Below are 13,450 nucleotides of genomic sequence, written 5' to 3'. Positions count from 1 at the left end.
CGCGAGTAAGCTGGAGGCATCCTCGTTAGACGACGAAGATGTCCTCTTCAGCCCACGCAGGAGAGGCCGCCTTCGCGGCGGCGGTCAGCTTGATGTAGCCGGACTTGTCGACGCCCGATGGAAGGTCCTTCGGCACGCCCATCAGGGTCTGGGTCTTGAACACCGTTCCCGGCGCCAGCTCAAAGAAGGGAAACTCCGGCTCGGTGCAGCCCATGCAGGGCATGCCGGCTCGGGTCTTTGACGACTGACGATTCCACAGGATGCGGTTACAGGGCGAATGCGTCATCGGCCCGCGGCAACCGAGATCGTAGAACAGGCACCCCTTGCGTTGCCCGTATTCCGTGGCCGACACCTTGTAGGCAAAGTGCATGTTACGGGTACAGCCGGTCTGGGTGAAGCTCGTGAAGAATGTCTTCGGGCGCTGAAACTCATCGAGCGAGAGGTCCGCGCCGCGGCCGGTTGCCACCGCAACGACAATTTGCGTGATCCAGTCCGGATGTGCCGGGCATCCCGGCACGTTGATCACGGGCAGCCCAGCCTTCGATTTGTAGTTTGCGCCAAGAAATCCGCCGTGCTGACGCTTGAGGAATTGCAATCCCTGGCTCTCGGACGGATTTGGCGCAGTCGCGGGAATGCCGCCCCACGTCGCGCAATCGCCGATCGCGACCGTATAGCCGGCGACTTTCGCAAGATCGGTCACCCAGTCCTTCATGGGCCGGCCTGCGAAACGATTCCACTCGCCCGTGCCATTCGGTGCATTGACCACCGTGCCCTCGAAGACGAAAATATCGAGCGGCATTTGCCCCGACGTCAGGGCCTTCAGAAGCTTCTGCAGATTTTCGCCGAGCTCAAGGCCCAGCGAAGGATGCCATAAGACGTTAATGCCGAAATCGGTTACGAGATCACAGGCGCTTGGCTCCTCGGCGTTGAGAAACGACATCGTATTGCCGGAGCATGCTCCCCCCTGGAGCCAAAGAAGATTAGCCATCATTTCCTCCAAAAAAGACGCACTGGCGCGGCATCTTGGTGAAGGAGGAGCAATTCCCGTGCCGAAGGCCTGTTGGGCTGAAATACGCTGGGATTCAGCGATTTTTGAATAAGACCACTTGCAGCGAGCAGTTTTCAGGTTGGCGGACCATGCATACTAGCTTTGCTATGCATAGATGCTTTTCAAATCTAACATCGACGGGTGGACGTCGGCGCCTCGATCAAGTCGCGCCGATACTGGGGCACGACAAATGCAACCGGCAGACTCTCGCATCGCAACATGCGCGAGAAATCGAACGGCGATCAGCCGTGGCGATTTCCGCAGACAGGACAGTCGACCTCCAAGAGATAGCCGTACCAGATGCCCTCGCAACGGCTGCACCAATGTCCGGTCATCTGGCGCTCCGGCAAGCCGAGACTGGTCGATAACTGACTCGCTCCGAGATCCCTAAAGGGCGTCCTGCTGCCGGGCGGTGAAACCCGCGATTGGGGGAATCGCACGAGGTTCACCGAGGAGCCCAAATCTGTCGAATCCCGGCTATCGGCCATCATCGCCTCTCAATCCGCCTCATCGAGACTGTATCTCTTGATCTTGTTCGCAAGTCCAACGCGCGACAGGCCCAGTTCGTTCGCAGCTTTGCTTTGGTTCCAGCGATGCCGCGAAAGGACCTCACCAACGACTTGCTTTTCCAAGCATTCAACCTTGTCCTTCAGGGTGCTTCCCTGCAAGACGTAACCACCCGCAGAATTGAAGCGAACGCGTGGCGAGGCAGCCAGGATCGCAGGCGACATATGCTTGGTCGTCAGGTACTCGCCCTCATCCGTGAGCGAGACCATACGGCGGATCTCGTTCTCTAGCTCCCGGACATTCCCTGGAAACTCGTAGGCGACCAGTTTCTCCAGCACGGCAGCGGAAATGCCGAGGATCTTTCGTCCCATCGCGTCGCTGTGTTTGGCAGCAAAAAACTCGGCGAGCACTGGAATATCGTCAGGTCGATCGCAGAGGGACGGTACCTCCAGTTCAAATCCGCGCAGGCGGAAATAGAGATCTTGCCGAAACTCGCCAGAGGCGACGAGTGCCCGGAGCGGGCGGTTGGAGGCGGCGATGACGCGAACGTTGCTGGTCACGACCTTGTCCGAACCAAGCGGCTTCACTTCTCCTTCCTGCAGGAAGCGAAGCAGACTCACCTGGAAGGACGGCGAGACTTCGGATATTTCGTCAAGAAAGACGGTCCCTCTGTCGGCGGCGCGGAACAGGCCGAGCCGATCAGAGACCGCTCCTGTAAAGGCGCCGCGCTTGTGGCCAAACAGTTCGGACTGCAAGAGCTCATCGGACATGCCGCCGCAGTTTTGAACCAACAAGGGACTGTCGCGGCGCATCGAGTTGTAATGAATGGCGCGTGCGAGCAGTTCCTTGCCTGTGCCCGTCGTCCCCTGGATCAGGATCGGCAGCTCCGTCTTTGCCGCTTTTCGCGCGACCTCGCATAGATCGTGCAGCTTCTCGCTGACATAAACCAGCTTCTCGAACCGACGGCTCTCAGGATGCAGTGGCAAGGTCTGGCGCGGTTGGACACCGGCAGCGTCGGCTGGAAACTTGAACTCGCGCGTCAACAGGCGGTGTCGCCGAGCGAGTTCGCGCGCTTCCAGACCGCGCTCGACCATGAGACCGATCTGCTTGGCATCGAGCGGCTTTCGGATGAGCTGGTAGATGCCGGCTGGCGCCATCTCGCGGTGACCGACATCCGTTCTCGCCTCAAGCGCGAGAATCCGAATGACGTCGGGATGCGAAATCCGTAGATCTACGAGGAATTTGAGGCCCTTCCCCTCGGCACCATACTCGACGAGAGCAATATCCACGTGAGCGTCGGCAAGAGCGGCCGAGGCGCTCTCGACTGAGTCGGCTGTCAGGACCCGGTAGTCGTATTCGTCAGACAACGTTTCTGCGATGGCGGCCCACTCGGAGCCGCTTCGCACGACGATCAATACGGTTCCCAGTTCGCCCATGCAACATACTTTTCAAATTGAAAAGTAGGTTAGCTATGACTGCAAAATAAATCAACGCGGTTTCCTGCTCCCGCATCCGACGAAATCCGACGGATCAACCGCTGATTAACCTCGGCAACAATTCGGGCTAGACCCGCAACCTGTTTAAAGGTTTGCGACCTTAGCCTTGCATCCTCACTGTTGGGGGCAGTGCTTATGGGTTCTCGGCTCAATCTCATCGCAACGGCCATCGCCCGCCGCCTCGACAGCGCGCAGACGTGGTGGGCCGGACCTCGAAATGGTCCCGGCGCGAATGTTTGCCCGAATGATCCGACCCATCTCGAACGACTCCAACATGATAACGATCGGCTGCGGCGCGAACTCAAGCGCTTGAGCGATTTTCTCGACACCTCTTCTGAAATCGTCTGGGAAACGGACGAGCAACTGATGATCACGAGCGGCAAGTCGGAGCTCGCTCTGCCGGCTGACCACATCGGTATCAAGCTCGCCGAAGCGCTACGCGTTAATCCACTCGCGAGCGAATCCTGGCTCGAATATCTGCAGAACCTTGCAAGCCGGCGTCCGTTCCGAGGTTTCGAGATTTGTGTACGAAAACCCGATGAAGGTGAGATTTGGCTCGAAATCAACGGCAATCCGACATTTGCGAGAGGACTATTTACGGGCTATCGCGGGACGTGCCGTAACGTGACCCAGCGCAAACGTCATGAGGCCCAAATCGCTTTCCTGGCCAGCCATGATCCGCTGACGAAACTCGCCAATCGGCGCCGCTTTCACGAACTGACCGAACGCGCAATCGCAACGCTTGGCCGCCACGGGCGTATCGCCGTCCTGTGCCTCGACCTCGACGGCTTCAAGAACGTCAACGATACCCTCGGTCACGGCGTCGGAGACGCGCTGCTGCTCGCGGTCGCCGATCGGTTGAGAGCCTGTGCGAACGAAACAGATCTCGTTGCTCGCCTTGGCGGCGATGAGTTTGCAGTGTTGCGCGTCGACCCGGCAGATTCTGACGACGCGCGCCGATTGGCCGAAAGCATCCTCGCCTCGATCGGCGAGCCCTACCTTTTAGACGACCACCGCGTGATCATCGGCACCAGCATAGGCATCACCATCGCATCCCCTTCGGATGCAAAAACGCACGAGGTGATCAAGAATGCCGACGTCGCCCTCTATCAGTCAAAAGCTGATGGGCGCGGCACCTATCGTGTCTTCCACAGCCAGATGAACGCGCGCCTGCAGGAGCGCCAGGCCCTCGAAGGGGACCTGCGATCGGCCCTCGCACTCGGCCAATTCGAACTCTATTACCAGCCCATCGTGAATATCGCGTCGAAGCGTGTCGTGGCCTTTGAGGCTCTGCTCCGTTGGCATCATCCCCTGAAGGGTATGATATCGCCCGCGACATTCATTCCGCTCGCCGAAGAGACCGGGCTCATCGTGCCCATTGGCGACTGGGTCTTGCGGCAAGCCTGCTCCGATGCATCCTCCTGGTCGAACGATGTGCGGGTCGCGGTAAACCTCTCGCCGGTCCAGTTCAGGCGAGGCTCCTTGGAATTGTCGGTCACGCGCGCTCTTGCTGCGGCCAGCTTGCACGGATCCCGCCTGGAGCTGGAAATTACCGAAAGCATCCTGTTGCAGGACGAGGAGATGACGCGCGACATCCTCAACAGATTGCGTGTATTGGGAGTTCAGATTGCCATCGACGACTTCGGAACCGGCTTTTCCGCGCTGAACTATTTGCGGACCTTCCCGCTGGACAAGATCAAGATCGATCAATCATTCGTTCGCGACCTCAGCGACAAGAAAAATGCCGCTGCCATCGTCAGGGCGATCTCGGAACTCGGTCACGCTTTGGACATGACGGTGGTCGCGGAAGGGGTCGAAACGTCCGAGCAGCTCAGGATACTGGGCGACCAGCAGTGCACCGAGGCGCAAGGCTATTTCATTGCCCGGCCTCAGCCGGCAGCAGGGTTGACGCGCCTGCTCGAGGCCACCACCGTGGCCGCGTGACCGACGCGTATCCCGTCCTGGTCGTCAGAACTGGCCCGCGATCGTCACCCGAAAGGCCAGCGGTTCGACCGGGTGCAGAACGTAGTCCATCACCCCGTTCCTGCAGACGGCGCTTGGAGCGACCTGCACGGGATAACAGAGATTGTAGAGCGTGTCGGTCTTGACCAGCGAGCCATAAGTGTAAGTGATCTGGTTTGCCCGCGTATTGAAGAGATTGAGCACGTCAAGCTGGATACGCCAGCCGTTGTCAGCGCGATAGCCGACCCGGCCACTGAAGATGCTGGTCGCCAACGAACGGAACGCATTGTCCTCGGTCAGGGGGCTCGACGCCAGATAACGCCAGCGCAAGCCGCCGAACCAGCCAGTCTTCTCGCCGAGCGTGATGCCGGCAGACGCCACCATCGGCGGCGCGTTGGGAATGTAATTGCCGGGCGCGTTGCCGATCTGCGCCTGGGGGTAACCGGCAAGCGAGGCGTAGACGTCCGCCTGCTCGAAATCATAGCCGCGGAAGCGCGCATGCGTCATGGCGAGATCCGCATCGATGTCAATCCAGGAGCGCGGCCGGTAATGGTTGGTCCACTCAAAGCCGTAACGGCGGCTGGCGCGCGTCGCCTCGGTATCGCCAGCATCGCCCGAGAACAGGATCTCGGAATCCTGGTCGAGGATGAAGACGGAGACCGACGAGTCGAGGCCGGGAATGATCCTGCTGCGAACACCAACATCCCCGCCGCGCGTACGCACCAAGAGCGGCGACGGCGAGAGTTTTGTCGTGGGATCGCTCGTATCTTCCGTCGTGGTCGCTCCGCGCGCATCGTTCGAATGCATGCCGTAGCCGGCGCCGAGAAAGAATTCGGTCTGGTTGAACGGGCCCAGCACCATCCTGAACTTCGGACTGCCGAGCGACGCATCGACATAGCCTGAATTGTTGGAATTGAACAGCGAGGTGACGCCGGCGTTGTAGTAATCGCCGCGCCAGCCGACCGTGGTCCGCAGCCGGTCGGTCCAGCGGACGGTGTTCTCGGCATAGAGGCCGACGCTGCCCTCGCCGACCTTGTCGCTGCGGATATTGGACAGGAAGCTGCGCTGGAACGTGTTGCTCAGCGCCAGATCGATCGCGTCATAGCGCGATTGCAGGCCGAAGGTCGTCTGCATCGGCAGGCCTGCGAACGAGCCATCCAGCGTGCGCGAGATGTTGGCGCCGGCCATCAGGCGGTCATCGTGCTGGTGAAACTGGCCACCGAGTACGGGATCGCTGAGGTAGTAGGTGAAGTTGTTGAAAAGATCGAGCTGGCTTTTCACGACATAGGCGTTGGCTTTCCAGGAGCCCGCGTAGTCGCTCTGCGCGACGCGGCCCGACAGCGCGAAGCGATTGGTGTTGCCGCCGTCGCTTGGGTCCTCCGAGCCGAGGCGATTGAGGAAGCCCGACGTGATCGCGCGCTGCGGCACCTGGTCGGTCGAATTCCATCTGTTCGCATAGGCCATGCCGGTGACGGAGACACCATCGGTCGCGGTGCCCTGGCTGTAGCGGACGAGGCCGTTGAGCTTCTTCACCTCGTCCGGATTGACCCAGGGGCCGTTATAGGTGCCGAGTTCGCCGGCGACGAGCAGCGAGCCGTCACCGACTTTCGCGGAATCCTTGCCGAGCAGGCGGCGATAGCCGAAGCTGCCGACGGTGACTTGCGCCAACCCCTTGGCGGTGCTGTCGATCAGGCCGATATGGATGCTGCCGACGGAGGCGAAATCGCCCTCGTCGGCGAAATACGGCCCCTTGCGCACATCCATCGCGCCGATGGTCTCGGGGATCAGCCAATTCAGGTCGGCATAGCCCTGGCCGTGCGCGTGGGTCCGCATGTTGACGGGGACATCGTCGACGTAAATGGCGAGATCGGTGCCGTGATCGAGATTGTAGCCGCGCAGGAAATACTGGTTGGCTTTGCCCTCACCGGAATGCTGGGTGACGATCAGCCCTGGCACGGCCTCGAGCGCCTCTCCCGGCCGCGTGAAGGTGCGCGCGTTGAGCGCCTCGCCCGAGAAGGTCATCTCGCTCGCCATGCTCGGTGGCGATGCAGGTCCGGAGGCAGCTCCATGGGCAGCCGGCTCGGAAGCAGGCGCGGGATGCGCGGCTACGCGGGTGTTGCCAATAGGTCGCTTCCTTGCGCGATGAGACAATGGATACTTCCGCTGCCGAACTGCCTCGTCGCGCGTCACCTCGATGGGTGGCAATTCGTGGACAGCCTGATCCCGCTCGGCGACCGCCGCTCTATCCACATTTGCTAGCGTGATGAACGTACCCAAAAACATCGGAGTACAGTACCCACATGCACAGGCGATCCGACGGAATCGAAAGCGCGGCTGCACCACACGCCGCGTCATCTCTCGATGAGAGAAATCTGGACTCTGATACATGAATTTACTCAGCACACTTGGATAGAGAAGTCGGGCCGATAAGCAGCGCAACATGGCGTGCAGAAGCTACTCGCCCGCCCAAACCCACACACATATCTCGCAGGCTGAACGAAGCGATAAGAGGATGTCAATGATTTCTCATACTCCGTGTACTCATCTAGCAAAGATGCAAACTCAGTTTGCAACCTCGGGCTCGCGGACTGTGCAAACTTGCTTTGCTGATCTCTGACTTTCCAAGAAAGCTTGCTCGCACAGGATCGAAGTCGCCTGCTCTCAATGAGCATCAAGCGACTGCAACGGAAAAGTCTTGCGGTGTGCTGTGGGGCACCAAATGGAAAATCCCGGTTTTCATACTGGCCTTCCATTGATTGAAAGCCCGCGCGGCACTCCTCGCGGATGGTGATGCCCCGCCCGGACCAACCGGGCGGGGCATTGTAGGCGTGTCAGTCGCTGCGCCGACCGTTGGGGCGAGACCAGATCAGGCTGTGGCCATCGCCCTCCTCGTCGTCGAAGAGGTTGGCGAAGATCGGAGCAGTGAAGCTCGGATCGTCGAGCTTAAGACCGAGGTAATCGCGGCCCTCGTTGGAGCGCTTGGACCACCCGGCCCCAATCTCAACTCGGCCGACAAAAACCTTGTGACTCGGAGCGTTGTCGCCGGAGCGACTGCTTTCGGGGACGATCCGCACGTTCCTGGCCTGGAGCGAGAGGGTCACGATCTCGCCATTGAATTCGTTGTTGCCGGTCTTCTTGAAGGTGCCGATCGTCGCCATTGTCGTTCTCCTTGATCTCTGTTTTCCGAGCCCGCACCTTGCGGCCTCGATGGTGATCGAAGGGCCGGAGGCGATCGACGGCGCACCCCAAAGGGGCTCGACAGCAAAGGAGGAACTTTCTTGTCTCGCGCGAGGAATGACGGCGCAGCCGGCAGGGGAAGAAAGTTGTGACGCCGCTGTTGCGCCTTAGGCGATCGAGGCTTCAGCCGGCCTTCGGCCAGATCAATCCAACAAAGAGGCCGTTCGGTGCGCCTCGGCCGGACAGAGCCGGCATCAGGAGAACCTGGCGACTTCGACAGCACCGAGAGTCCGGCGAGTGAGTTCGATGGTGGCAGTCGCCCTCTCCTGTCAGCAACGGACGGATTTGGCGTTCGTGATCGCGCCTCGGCGGGACGGCCCGTTCACGTTTGTTGTCGGCCGATCCTTGAGACCTGACTGCTTGGTCCATACCTCCATGATGATGTAATCGAACCAGGCCCTTGCGACGATCGCTCGAGCTTCGTCAGCCAGATCGGCCTCATTCGACTCGGCGATGAGGACCGCGTGCATTCCGGATATTTGATCCAGTCCGCCCTCAATGTGAAGCTACAGTGACCGCTAGCGTTACCCGGCAGGTCCGAGCGCGGTCATTCCAGTGATGCGGATAAACGCCGTGATGCTGACAGCGATGGCACCCACGACAGCAAATATCGTCTGCCAGATCGGTGCAGGCATCGCGATTAGCGCGATTCCATGCGTGGCGTTGTAACCGGCGACAGTGGCGGGCGCGACGTAGAGAACGACGATCAGCATTCGAAGCCAGGTCCACGGCACATAGGTGAGCGCAAGCTGGCCGATGCCGAAGGTCGCTCCGCCTGCGACGAGACCCACGGCAATGCAGCCGAGCGCACCGGCACCGGTATGAAAGGCCCAGACGCCGGTCGTGAGGCCGACAAAAAACGGGAGCGCAAAGACAGCTAGGGTGAACAGCAGCCAGCAAAAGAAGCCAATGCCGGTGATGACGAGCAGTGGTCCGAAGATGATCATGGCGGTGGGCTCCGTGAGATAGAGGTCTGACGGTCGCGCCTTCCACCACCACCACGGCGCACGCACGAGTATAGCGGAGACGACTGTGAGCGCGAGCGGAAATCCCGCGGGACTTTCGCCACTCGGCCTCAGCGATGCTCGGTTGCTTCATCGTTGGAACGGGTCGAATTCGCGCTTATGCGCAGGTGGGGATAACCACGACCACAGGAGACGGCAGAAATTGGCCAATTCGATCAGGTCGCACGCCAGAATAATTTATCTGCAAGAGCGATGGTTGAGAGAACAAATTGTTATTGGGTCGCCGACAGCCGCTCCCACGTTTGCAGCTTTTGGATGATCCGATGTGTCGGCGCAGGCCCTGATGCTGCCATGTACCAATGCAACTGGTGCTTGCCCCCTGGAGAGATTGTTATGGCAGAATCCCCTCACATCGTCCTCACGCCGTTCTTCCGTCCTCGCGATGAGGATGCTGATGAGCAACAGATGTATGTGGCGGGATTCGTCGATGAGGAGGACGAGGCATGGGGTACGCTGATCCCACTGGAGGCGGAGATGGTTGAGCAAGTCGTTATGAGGCACCAGACATTCGGCGTTTGGTGCAACTCCGACGGCCGCATCCAGCCGCAGCCCGATAGCGACGGGCTGTTTGAACACCTCCTCGATAAAGGTCAATTGAAGGAGACGCCGCTCGACGAACTGGTTGCCGAGGCTATCGAAGAAGGCAGGAATGAACCCAATGATGAGATTCTCGACATGTTCGAGACTCTGCATGAACGGCTGGCGCGCGCCACGAGCGCAGTCGCTGACGAGATTGCGCGGCGCAGGCGATGAATCCAGGCCCGTGGGCGCTAAGTGAAAGAGAATCTGAGCCGCGTTTGATACCTGCCCGAGCGAGGGTATTCCCACCATCGAGGACCAGGCAGGACGGCTTCCTCATCAGATTAATCACGCGTCGTGGCGGCTCGCGCCGGCCTCATTTGGATCGAGCGTCAGCCCCAACTGATGGGGGTATACGGAAGTCGACGGCGCTTCAGTTCTTCCTCAAGGCGCAGCGCTTCTCGTTTCGCAGTTTCGCCCAACAGACGATGTTTGCTGCCTAGGCGCAGATCGGCCGCAACTTGCTGCCGAATATTTTCGTAGAGTTTAAGGACGCTCGCGTCACTTAGATCCTGGATGGCCATCGACATCTTCTCAAAGACATTCACGAAATGAAATGGAGCCGCAGATGAAATCCGCGGCTCCCCGGGAAATAGCTCAATAAGAAGCAATGTAGTCCAGCCCCGGTGCCGACCTCAGAGTGCCTCGTTCATTGAGATTTGTGGAGCGTCAATGGCGCTTGCGTTTGCGAGAACAATATTAAGGTTGTTTCTTCACCACACCGGGCTCAACCCGACCACTTGGGCTGCCCTGACGTCCTTAGACTGTCTCGGACGACAAAGTTGCCGGCTTTCAGTCCCGCGTCACTGTTTAGTCGTTCGTGCATTTCCTTGCTGGCCTTGAAGTGCGGAAGGCGCTTCTCGTCGACCCGCACGAGCGCGCCTGTGCGCGGATTCCTGCTGATGCGAGCCTGCCGTTGTTTGGCAGAGAACACTCCGAATCCACGAAGCTCCACTCGATCACCGCGCGCGAGCGCGGCGACGATCTCGCCCAGGATTGCATTGACAATGTTCTCGACGTCACGCTGATAAAGGCGCGGATTTCGGCCGGAGATACGCTCGACGAGTTCGGACCTGATCATTGGCACTGGCGTCCACAGAATTTGTGGGTGATCATTTCTCGAAAGCGCTAGCGCCTGTCAAGCCGCAGCAGGCGTCACGATAACCAGAGCCCGCCGAACGCAGCCGGCTAGGATGCCGAGCATTTGAGGTTTGTCATCGTCCGGTAGCGCTAGCATTCGTGCCAATCGCTTCAACTCGAAGAGGTGATCGAGAGAGACATCGACCTGGCCTTCATGCACGTCCTGCACGCATCGCCGTTACCGGCGTGCCGGATTGGATGGGGGCCAATTGCCGATTTGGGCAATCCACCTCGCCGCGTTAGCGATTGAAGGCGAAGGGCGGAAACACGACGGCGTCGTGGTTCCGGCGCAGCCGAAAGCGCGGCCCGCAGGGAAACGCACGGCTATTGACGCTCGACGGCCGTAGACGTGAGCCCCTGCGACTTATGTGGCCTGTCCTGATATGTTCTCTTGAGGAATTGCGAATCTTGCAGAGCTGACTTCCGACCCACATCCGTGGCGCCGAGGTCAGCGTCTGCACTCACGTTCTTACGAGTGTCCGGCTTGAGAGGATCTCACAGGATCAAAACCTTCCGATCATTTCGGAGCGACGGCATTCGCCTCGACGGGCTTGCGTTCCAGCCAAAATCCGGCTCCTTGAAACCAGACCTTTTCTGCATCATCGGATTTCGGATCACCGACGTGGAGCGCGCGAATCGGAACTTTGCCGGTCGGCAGGCCTTCGAGCGCGGCATGCAGGCGCTTTCCTGCCTCCTCGTCGCGCCCCCCGGTGCAAGGATAGACAGAGACGGCGCCAATCGAAGAGGCCTCGAACCGGTTTCGACGTCGGATGACGCGGAGAAGAAAGCCTCTCCAGGAGTCATCGGTCAGCGGCATCAGAAGCCGGCCGCCTTCGACCAGGCGATCGAGCCAGAGGCGGGATGGGTGGGTGGATCCGGCGAATACGATGACGACGTCAAGTTCACCAACGTCCACGGTCCGGCCGTCGCCTGAGACGACATCGACCTGCGGCCAGTTCGCGAGATTCGCCTTGGCCTGCGGGGCTAGCGTTTGATCGGTTTCGACCGCCGTCACGCGACCAGCAGATCCGACCATCTCCGCCAGCACCGCGGAATAGTACCCGGTCCCGGCACCGACCTGGAGCACACGTTCTCCGCGCGCGACGTCGAGATGCTCTAAGTTGCGCGCCCAGAAGCTGGGCATTCCATTGTTGAGGTTGCGGTTCGCATCGATCGTCACGAGAACGTCATGATATAGCCAGCGTGGGTCGGTATCGGAGGTCAGGAATGCGTCGCTGTACGGATCCGAGATGATGCGCCAGGGTCCGGGGCCGACGAATTGCTCGCGCGGAACAGACGCAAATGCCTCGATCAACTGCGGGTTACGCAGGACCGGGACTTTGTATCGCAGGTCCTCTGCATACCAGCGGCGCGCCGCTGCCAACGTGTCGTCCATGAGGGCTCTCCCAATACGATACAATCGGTGCGCCTGAGGTCCGCGAGCGCGGACACGTCGAAAATTATTCTCATCTGATGTCCGCACTGGGCTCGGTGAAGCGCATATATCGTGTGACCATGGAACGATTGACGATAGCTCCCAAGGCTGATGAGCGGGTTACTCACGCGGCTGATGTCGCGTCCGCCATCGATGCCCTCTCCGATATCGAGCTCGTGCGACTAAAAGCTCTGGCGCGGCTGTGGAGCCGCGACTTGCCGGGAGGACTGGGCTGGAGCGACATCCTCCACGAAGCGATTGCACGCGTCCTCGACGGCTCGCGCCCCTGGCCGCCCGACGTCTCCATCCTGGCATTCCTGTCGGGTGTCATGCGTAGCATCTGCAACGACCATTGGCGGCGAGCGCGGCTCGAGCGAAGGCTGCTTGTGAGCCGCGATGATCCGGACCAGCGAAGTTGGCCACCCTGTGAGGAAGCCGATGAGGTGCCCGATCCTGAGCGGGTCCTGGCCGCCGCACAGACGCTGGCCAACATCTATCGGCTGTTCGAAGCCGATCACTGGCGCTAAAGATCATCGCGGGCATGGCCGACGGCCTGGCGGCTAGAGAGATCTGCAAGGTCCACGATATGTCAGAGCTCGACTACGACACGACACGACGGCGGATGCGACGTGCCTTGCTGCGCGACCCACGGAACTGGAGCAAGTGATGACCCGCTGGCACCCAAGTCTAGATTTGGCCCGCCTGCTCGAGGCACTGAGCGGCGAAATCCTTGCCACGACCGATGAAGAGGTGCGGCAGACGTCCAGCCTTCAAGGATGGAACGTTGCAGGCGCCGCGCTCGAGGTCAGAGATCTGATCAGCGCTGCGCGTGCGGACGCGGATGAAAATCCTCATCGGAACTTTGATCAGGACCGGAACGAAGTCTCCGGCGAATCCGCAGCTGGGCTGCGGTTGGCGCGCCGGCGGCGATCGTCGGCACATCATCACCGGCATTAAGCGAGCGCAGAGGACACAGCAAGGAGGATGATAGGCCGGCGATATCGTCCAGAGATGACTCCCG

The 13,450-nt window shown here is 60.1% G+C and carries 12 protein-coding genes; 4 read left to right on the top strand and 8 right to left on the bottom strand.

Annotated elements, in window-relative coordinates:
- Positions 1 to 25: 25 nt before the first annotated feature.
- Entirely contained in the window at positions 26 to 940 is a 915-nt protein-coding gene (locus P6U31_RS03395; RefSeq protein WP_407186861.1) for a hydrogenase, read from the bottom strand.
- 605 nt (positions 941 to 1,545) lie between these two features.
- Entirely contained in the window at positions 1,546 to 2,991 is a 1,446-nt protein-coding gene (locus tag P6U31_RS03390) for a sigma-54 dependent transcriptional regulator (RefSeq protein ID WP_025038319.1), read from the bottom strand.
- A 195-nt stretch (positions 2,992 to 3,186) separates the two neighbouring features.
- Between P6U31_RS03390 and P6U31_RS03385 the strand changes: the two genes are divergently transcribed.
- Entirely contained in the window at positions 3,187 to 4,995 is a 1,809-nt protein-coding gene (locus tag P6U31_RS03385; RefSeq protein ID WP_407186860.1) for a putative bifunctional diguanylate cyclase/phosphodiesterase, read from the top strand.
- A gap of 24 nt (positions 4,996 to 5,019) precedes the next feature.
- Here P6U31_RS03385 and P6U31_RS03380 read toward each other — a convergent pair whose 3' ends face one another.
- The 3 genes from P6U31_RS03380 to P6U31_RS03370 all read right to left on the bottom strand — a co-directional run bounded on the left by P6U31_RS03380 (position 5,020) and on the right by P6U31_RS03370 (position 9,197).
- Positions 5,020 to 7,047 (bottom strand): TonB-dependent receptor, encoded by a 2,028-nt coding sequence (locus P6U31_RS03380; protein ID WP_407186859.1) that lies wholly within the window; start codon positions 7,045 to 7,047, stop codon positions 5,020 to 5,022.
- 797 nt (positions 7,048 to 7,844) lie between these two features.
- Positions 7,845 to 8,171, bottom strand: a complete 327-nt coding sequence (locus tag P6U31_RS03375; protein ID WP_407186858.1) for a DUF736 domain-containing protein — start codon at positions 8,169 to 8,171, stop codon at positions 7,845 to 7,847.
- A 603-nt stretch (positions 8,172 to 8,774) separates the two neighbouring features.
- A complete protein-coding gene (locus P6U31_RS03370) occupies positions 8,775 to 9,197 on the bottom strand; it encodes a hypothetical protein (protein ID WP_407186857.1) in 423 nt (140 codons plus the stop codon).
- 411 nt (positions 9,198 to 9,608) lie between these two features.
- Here P6U31_RS03370 and P6U31_RS03365 point away from each other — a divergent pair, with 411 nt between their 5' ends.
- A complete protein-coding gene (locus P6U31_RS03365; protein WP_407186856.1) occupies positions 9,609 to 10,028 on the top strand; it encodes a hypothetical protein in 420 nt (139 codons plus the stop codon).
- A 158-nt stretch (positions 10,029 to 10,186) separates the two neighbouring features.
- On the opposite strand, the gene P6U31_RS03360 is transcribed toward P6U31_RS03365, so the two are convergent.
- The 3 genes from P6U31_RS03360 to P6U31_RS03350 all read right to left on the bottom strand — a co-directional run bounded on the left by P6U31_RS03360 (position 10,187) and on the right by P6U31_RS03350 (position 12,390).
- Positions 10,187 to 10,378 (bottom strand): hypothetical protein, encoded by a 192-nt coding sequence (locus tag P6U31_RS03360; RefSeq protein ID WP_407186855.1) that lies wholly within the window; start codon positions 10,376 to 10,378, stop codon positions 10,187 to 10,189.
- A 203-nt stretch (positions 10,379 to 10,581) separates the two neighbouring features.
- Positions 10,582 to 10,935 carry an integration host factor subunit beta gene (ihfB, locus tag P6U31_RS03355; RefSeq protein ID WP_407186854.1) on the bottom strand — a complete coding sequence of 118 codons (354 nt, stop codon included), beginning with the start codon at positions 10,933 to 10,935 and terminating at the stop codon, positions 10,582 to 10,584.
- A 576-nt stretch (positions 10,936 to 11,511) separates the two neighbouring features.
- On the bottom strand, positions 11,512 to 12,390 hold the full coding sequence (locus P6U31_RS03350) for a protein-L-isoaspartate O-methyltransferase family protein (RefSeq protein ID WP_407186853.1): 879 nt from the start codon (positions 12,388 to 12,390) through the stop codon (positions 11,512 to 11,514).
- 77 nt (positions 12,391 to 12,467) lie between these two features.
- On the opposite strand from P6U31_RS03350, the gene P6U31_RS03345 reads away from it, so the two are divergent.
- Complete coding sequence (locus P6U31_RS03345; RefSeq protein WP_407186852.1) at positions 12,468 to 12,956, top strand: hypothetical protein; 489 nt, start codon at positions 12,468 to 12,470, stop codon at positions 12,954 to 12,956.
- A 139-nt stretch (positions 12,957 to 13,095) separates the two neighbouring features.
- Entirely contained in the window at positions 13,096 to 13,386 is a 291-nt protein-coding gene (locus P6U31_RS03340; RefSeq protein WP_407186851.1) for a hypothetical protein, read from the top strand.
- Positions 13,387 to 13,450 lie beyond the last annotated feature (64 nt).

It is taken from the genome of Bradyrhizobium centrosematis (assembly GCF_045571495.1).
GTDB lineage: Bacteria > Pseudomonadota > Alphaproteobacteria > Rhizobiales > Xanthobacteraceae > Bradyrhizobium > Bradyrhizobium centrosematis.
This window is presented reverse-complemented; position numbering and strand designations above follow the sequence as displayed.

Coding starts and splice junctions, on each gene's coding strand:
- P6U31_RS03375 (WP_407186858.1), bottom strand. CDS start 8,171: ATGGCGACGATCGGCACCTTCAAGAAGACCGGCAACAACGAATTCAAT.
- P6U31_RS03385 (WP_407186860.1), top strand. CDS start 3,187: ATGGGTTCTCGGCTCAATCTCATCGCAACGGCCATCGCCCGCCGCCTC.
- P6U31_RS03350 (WP_407186853.1), bottom strand. CDS start 12,390: ATGGACGACACGTTGGCAGCGGCGCGCCGCTGGTATGCAGAGGACCTG.
- P6U31_RS03340 (WP_407186851.1), top strand. CDS start 13,096: ATGACCCGCTGGCACCCAAGTCTAGATTTGGCCCGCCTGCTCGAGGCA.
- P6U31_RS03380 (WP_407186859.1), bottom strand. CDS start 7,047: ATGGCGAGCGAGATGACCTTCTCGGGCGAGGCGCTCAACGCGCGCACC.
- P6U31_RS03360 (WP_407186855.1), bottom strand. CDS start 10,378: ATGGCCATCCAGGATCTAAGTGACGCGAGCGTCCTTAAACTCTACGAA.
- P6U31_RS03345 (WP_407186852.1), top strand. CDS start 12,468: ATGTCCGCACTGGGCTCGGTGAAGCGCATATATCGTGTGACCATGGAA.
- ihfB (WP_407186854.1), bottom strand. CDS start 10,935: ATGATCAGGTCCGAACTCGTCGAGCGTATCTCCGGCCGAAATCCGCGC.
- P6U31_RS03365 (WP_407186856.1), top strand. CDS start 9,609: ATGGCAGAATCCCCTCACATCGTCCTCACGCCGTTCTTCCGTCCTCGC.
- P6U31_RS03390 (WP_025038319.1), bottom strand. CDS start 2,991: ATGGGCGAACTGGGAACCGTATTGATCGTCGTGCGAAGCGGCTCCGAG.
- P6U31_RS03370 (WP_407186857.1), bottom strand. CDS start 9,197: ATGATCATCTTCGGACCACTGCTCGTCATCACCGGCATTGGCTTCTTT.
- P6U31_RS03395 (WP_407186861.1), bottom strand. CDS start 940: ATGTCGTTTCTCAACGCCGAGGAGCCAAGCGCCTGTGATCTCGTAACC.